This window comes from Halomonas sp. (assembly GCF_041689495.1).
Lineage (GTDB): Bacteria > Pseudomonadota > Gammaproteobacteria > Pseudomonadales > Halomonadaceae > Halomonas.
This window is the reverse complement of record NZ_JBDNGD010000054.1, coordinates 1-5,286: the sequence shown is the minus strand read 5'-3', so window position 1 is coordinate 5,286 and position 5,286 is coordinate 1. Positions and strand designations below refer to the sequence as shown.

The following is a 5,286-nucleotide window of genomic DNA, read 5'->3' as shown; positions in this document are numbered from 1 at the left end:
GCCGGCAGCCGCGATTATCCGGTCATGCTCACCCTGACCCTGATACTCGGCATGCTGCTGCTATGGCAAAGGAAGGGAAGGATAGGCCGCTTGCCGGGTGGACTGCTGACTCTCGGCTATATCGCCTATCTCGCCTGGCTGGGCGGCGGACAACTTGTCGCCTGAGCATTTTCTCGCCCTCGCCTCAGGTATCGGGTTATCAAGGCACGCTTGAGTCAGAGGGCACAAAGGGCAACAATCCCCCCATGAGCAAAGACACCACGGCGGTTGCCGATAACTCCTCACTTCGCGAAAGCGCCCGACGGACCCTGTGGCTGGAGCAGGAGGCCATCGCTGCCCTGATCGCCAGGCTGGATAGCGACTTCGATCGTGCCTGCGAGCTGATCCTGGCCTGCACCGGCAGGGTGGTCGTCACCGGCATGGGCAAGTCCGGCCATATCGCCGGCAAGATTGCCGCCACCCTGGCCAGCACCGGCACACCAGCCTTCTTTGTCCATCCCGGGGAAGCCAGCCACGGCGATCTGGGCATGATCACTCCCGGCGATGTCGTGCTGGCCTTGTCCAATTCTGGCGATACCGCCGAAGTGACGGCGCTGCTGCCGCTTCTCAAGCGGATGGGAGTCCCGCTGATCAGCATGACCGGACGACCCGAGTCCACCCTGGGCCATCATGCCGAAGCCCATCTGTATGCCGGTGTCGAACGCGAGGCCTGCCCCCTTGACCTGGCACCCACTTCCTCGACCACCGCCGCCCTGGCACTGGGTGACGCCCTGGCCGTGGCACTCCTGGAATCGCGGGGTTTCACCGCCGAGGATTTCGCGCGCTCGCACCCGGGCGGGAGTCTCGGCAAGCGCCTGTTGCTAAAGGTCTCCGATCTGATGCATCGGGACAGCCGCCTGCCCTCGGTTCCTCTGGGGAGTCGGTTACGCGACGCCCTGCTCGAGATCACCCGCCAGGGTCTGGGCTTCACCTGCGTGGTCGACGACGACGGCATCCTGGTGGGGGTCTACACCGATGGTGACCTGCGCCGGACCCTGGACCAGTACAATGACCTCTCGACCCTCAAGGTCGACGATGTCATGACCCGACCCGGCAAGCGCATTGCCGCCGAGACCCTGGCGGCCGAAGCGGTGCGTATCATGGAAGACAACCGCATCTCGGCACTGGCCGTGGTCGACGAGGAGAGCCGACCGATCGGTGCCCTGCACATGCACGACCTGCTTGCCAGCGGTGTCGTCTGACATTCGACCAGCCAAGGAAGTCTTCATGCCACTCGCGCCTCCCCTCTCCGACCCTCAACTGGCAGAACGACTCCGGCGTATCCGCCTGCTGGCACTGGATGTGGACGGCGTCCTCACCGATGGTCGCCTTCACTTCCAGTCGGACGGCATCGAGATCAAGGCTTTCCACGCCCTGGACGGTCACGGCCTCAAGCTGCTCAAGCGAGCCGGTATCGAGGTCGCACTGATCACTGGCCGAGACTCGCCGATCGTCAGCCGTCGCGCTTCCGCACTGGGTATCTCGCACGTCCACCAGGGGGTGGAAATGAAATATCCCGTGCTCCTCGAGCTCTGTACCCGGCTGGGGATCGCGCTGGATCAGGTCGCCTACTGTGGCGATGACCTGCCCGACCTGGACGCCATTCGGCATGCCGGCGTGGGCATCAGCGTGCCGGGAGCACCGGCATACATCCGCGAGGATGCCGACTGGGTGACACGACTCCCCGGTGGCCACGGGGCGGTCAGGGAAATCTGCGATACCCTGCTGCAGATCCAGGGGCAATGGGCATCCATCCTCGACAGCTACCGCAACGATCAGGGCCGATGATGGCGATCCCGCGCCCTTCCTTTCGAGTCTGGTTGTTCCTGCTGCTGCTGGTACTGGGCGGTGTGCTGACGCTGATCGACCGCAGTGGTGACGTGACGCCGGGCCCGGTACCCAGGGACGAGGCCGGGGAACCTGACTATTACCTGGAAGGCGTGCGGCTGGTTCGCTTCGATGCAAGGGGCCGGGCTCACCAGCGGCTGGAGACGCCGCGCCTGGTGCACACGCCCCATGATGATGTCACCCGCATTCAGACCCCGGACGCCAGACTGATCGACGGCAACGAGCGCACCTGGTTGGCCAGCGCCGACACGGGTACCCTGGCCGCCGGCGGCAATCCCTTGACACTTTCCGGGGACGCCCGACTCGAGGCGCCGGAGGAAGGCTGGCAGCTCGATACCGAGGTACTCCATTACGATGCCGACACCGGCCACGCCTGGAGCGAGACCCCGGCCCTGCTCCGACAGCCACCCCAGGAGATGCGCGGGGAGCGTTTCGACGCCTGGATCAATGACAACCGGGCTCGACTGACCGACAATGTGCGCGGTCACCATCCGCCCGAGACAGGCCCCCCTTCCGACGAGGAGCTCCCACCATGATACGACAATCGCTTGCCTTCCTGGTCACCCAGGCGCTCATCACCCTCGCCCTGACGAGCTCGCCGGCCCTGGCCCAGCAAGGCGATGCCAGCGCCCCTATCGAGGTGGAAGCCAACCAGTTCGACCTCGACGATCGAGCCGGCACCGCCGTCTATACCGGTGATGTGGACATCCGCCAGGGCAGCATGCAACTGACCGGAGACCGGGTGGAGATCCGCCGCAATGCCGCAGGCGAGCTCTCGCAAGCGGTCGCCAATGGCGAGCGGGCCTATTTCGAACAGCAACCCGATCCCGACGAGCCGGTGGTCCGCGGCTGGGGGCGCACCATCATCTATCATGTCGCCGAGCGACGCGTCGAACTCATCGACCGCGCCGAGCTTCACCAGGGTGGCGATACCTTCGATGGCGGCTATCTGGAGTACTTCCTCGACCGCCGGGTCGTCCAGGCCCGCTCGGATTCCGAGGGTGTCGAGGAACGACAGCGTGTGAGGATGACCCTGCAGCCGGAGCAATAAGGCGACCCCATGAGAACCCTTCGCGCTCGCCATCTCGCCAAGAGCTACAAGCGCCGACGCGTGGTGCAGGATATTACCCTGTCCATTGCCCAAGGCCGTATCGTCGGCCTGCTCGGCCCGAATGGTGCCGGCAAGACCACCTCCTTCTACATGATCGTGGGGCTGGTGCGTGCCGACTCCGGAGAGGTCGCCATCGATGATCATGACCTCACCAGGTCCCCCATGCATGAGCGCGCCCAGGCGGGCATCGGCTATCTGCCGCAGGAAGCCTCGATCTTTCGCAAGCTGTCCGTGGCCGACAACATCATGGCGATCCTCGAGACCCGCCGGGATCTGGACCGCAATACTCGCCGAGAGAGGCTCGAGCAACTCCTGAAGGACTTCCATGTCGGCCATATCCGCGACAACCTTGGCATGAGCCTGTCCGGCGGCGAGCGGCGGCGGGTAGAGATCGCCCGGGCACTGGCCACCGAACCCGCCTTCATCCTGCTCGACGAGCCCTTCGCCGGTGTTGATCCCATCTCGGTAGGCGAGATCAAGGCCATCATCCGCCAGCTCAAGGCACGCGATATCGGCGTATTGATCACCGACCACAATGTTCGCGAGACGCTGGACATATGTGATTCCGCATATATCGTCGGAGACGGCAAGATTATCGCCGAGGGTGATGCCGAGGCTATCCTCGCCAATCAGCGCGTACGTGAGGTCTATCTGGGCGCCGACTTCCGGCTCTGAGCTGACAAGCTACTGAAATCCATATCAACCTGCCCATTCGGCATAAAGATTGCCGATGGCATAGTTATTGCTTTTTAAACAGTTGCATCCCTCCCGAGAGCTCGCTAGGGTAACGCTTTGTCGGCATCCTGGGTCTTTCTCACTCATGGCCATGAAAACATCCCTGCAACTCCGGGTCGGTACCCAACTGACCATGACCCCCCAGCTTCAGCAGGCCATCGCCCTGTTGCAGCTCTCCACCCTGGATCTCCGCCAGGAGATCCAGCAGGCGCTCGACTCCAATCCCCTGCTGGAAATCGAGGATGAGTTCGGCGAGCAGGCGGTGGCCGAGACCGCAGAGGATGACTGGGCCAGCGAGATCCCCGACGAGCTCACCACCGACAGCGACTGGTCGGATACCTATCAGGATCTGGGACTCTCGCCTGCCGGCTCGGGGGAAGGACCCGACTTCGAGCGCCAGGCGGAGGGTCAGACGCTCCAGGATCACCTGGCCTGGCAATTGGCGATGACCGATCTCGATGATCGCCAGCGACAGATTGCCGAGAGTCTGATCGATGCCATCAGCCCCGCCGGCTACCTGTCCCAGTCTCTGGAAGACGTTCGTGACGGCCTCAAGCCCCAAGGCCTCGAAGACCTCAAGAACCGTGAAATAGAGCACGTGCTGCTGCGCCTGCAACAGTTCGAGCCCACCGGCGTCTTCGCCCGGGGCCTTCGCGAATGCCTGATGCTGCAACTCGCCATCCTGCCGGACGACACCCCCTTGCTGCCTCAGGCGCGCCGCTTGGTTCGCCAGTTCCTGGAAGCCCTTGCCAATGATGACCGCCGTCAGCTCAAGCGACGCCTCGGTCTCGACGATGACAGTCTCGTTGAGGTGATCGCCCTGATTCGATCACTGGACCCGCGTCCGGGCAGCCGATTCTCCGATGCCACAGATGATTATGTGATTCCCGATCTAGTGACTCGACACGACGGTCAGGGCTGGCAGGTTGCGCTCAATGCCGAGGCCCTGCCTCGACTGCGCATACAACCCGACTACGCCGCGCTGATCCGTCGGGCCGACAAGAGCCAGGACAACCAGTTTCTCAAGGACCATCTGCAGGAAGCCCGCTGGCTGATAAAGAGCCTCTCCAGCCGCAATGACACCCTGCTGCGGGTGGGTCGGGAGATCATGGCCCGCCAGATGGATTTCCTCGAGCAGGGTGACGAGGCCATGAAACCGCTGATACTGGCCGATATCGCCCAGGCCGTGGAGATGCATGAGTCGACCATCTCGCGGGTCACCACTCAGAAGTTCATCCATACCCCGCGCGGGGTCTTCGAACTGAAGTATTTCTTCTCCAGTCAGGTCAGTAACAGTGGCGGCGATGCGCATTCCAGCACGGCAATCCGTGCCCGCATCCGCAAGCTGATCCAGGAGGAAACCCCGCGCAAGCCGCTCTCCGACAGCAAGCTGGTAACGCTCCTCGAGCAAGACGGGATTCATGTCGCTCGACGGACGGTAGCGAAATATCGGGAAGGCATGAAGATCCCCTCCTCCAGCGAACGCAAACGATTGAGGTGAAAGGCGCGTGACGACAGGTGTTTGCAGGCGATGAAAAAGGGTTACAATCAAG

Annotated in this window: 6 protein-coding genes; all 6 read left to right on the top strand. The window is 63.2% G+C overall.

Annotation, left to right across the window (positions count from 1 at the left end; genetic code table 11):
• The first annotated feature begins 245 nt into the window (after positions 1–245).
• The 6 genes from ACESMD_RS01905 to ACESMD_RS01880 all read left to right on the top strand — a co-directional run bounded on the left by ACESMD_RS01905 (position 246) and on the right by ACESMD_RS01880 (position 5,234).
• Entirely contained in the window at positions 246–1,241 is a 996-nt protein-coding gene (locus ACESMD_RS01905; protein ID WP_372609817.1) for a KpsF/GutQ family sugar-phosphate isomerase, read from the top strand.
• A 25-nt stretch (positions 1,242–1,266) separates the two neighbouring features.
• Positions 1,267–1,827 (top strand): KdsC family phosphatase, encoded by a 561-nt coding sequence (locus ACESMD_RS01900; protein ID WP_372609815.1) that lies wholly within the window; start codon positions 1,267–1,269, stop codon positions 1,825–1,827.
• Complete coding sequence (lptC, locus tag ACESMD_RS01895) at positions 1,824–2,423, top strand: LPS export ABC transporter periplasmic protein LptC (RefSeq protein ID WP_372609813.1); 600 nt, start codon at positions 1,824–1,826, stop codon at positions 2,421–2,423. The genes ACESMD_RS01900 and lptC overlap by 4 nt, the downstream gene beginning before the upstream one ends.
• Positions 2,420–2,938 (top strand): lipopolysaccharide transport periplasmic protein LptA, encoded by a 519-nt coding sequence (lptA, locus tag ACESMD_RS01890; protein WP_372609811.1) that lies wholly within the window; start codon positions 2,420–2,422, stop codon positions 2,936–2,938. The genes lptC and lptA overlap by 4 nt, the downstream gene beginning before the upstream one ends.
• A gap of 9 nt (positions 2,939–2,947) precedes the next feature.
• Positions 2,948–3,673 carry an LPS export ABC transporter ATP-binding protein gene (gene lptB, locus ACESMD_RS01885; RefSeq protein ID WP_372609809.1) on the top strand — a complete coding sequence of 242 codons (726 nt, stop codon included), beginning with the start codon at positions 2,948–2,950 and terminating at the stop codon, positions 3,671–3,673.
• A gap of 145 nt (positions 3,674–3,818) precedes the next feature.
• Entirely contained in the window at positions 3,819–5,234 is a 1,416-nt protein-coding gene (locus ACESMD_RS01880; protein ID WP_372609807.1) for an RNA polymerase factor sigma-54, read from the top strand.
• Positions 5,235–5,286 lie beyond the last annotated feature (52 nt).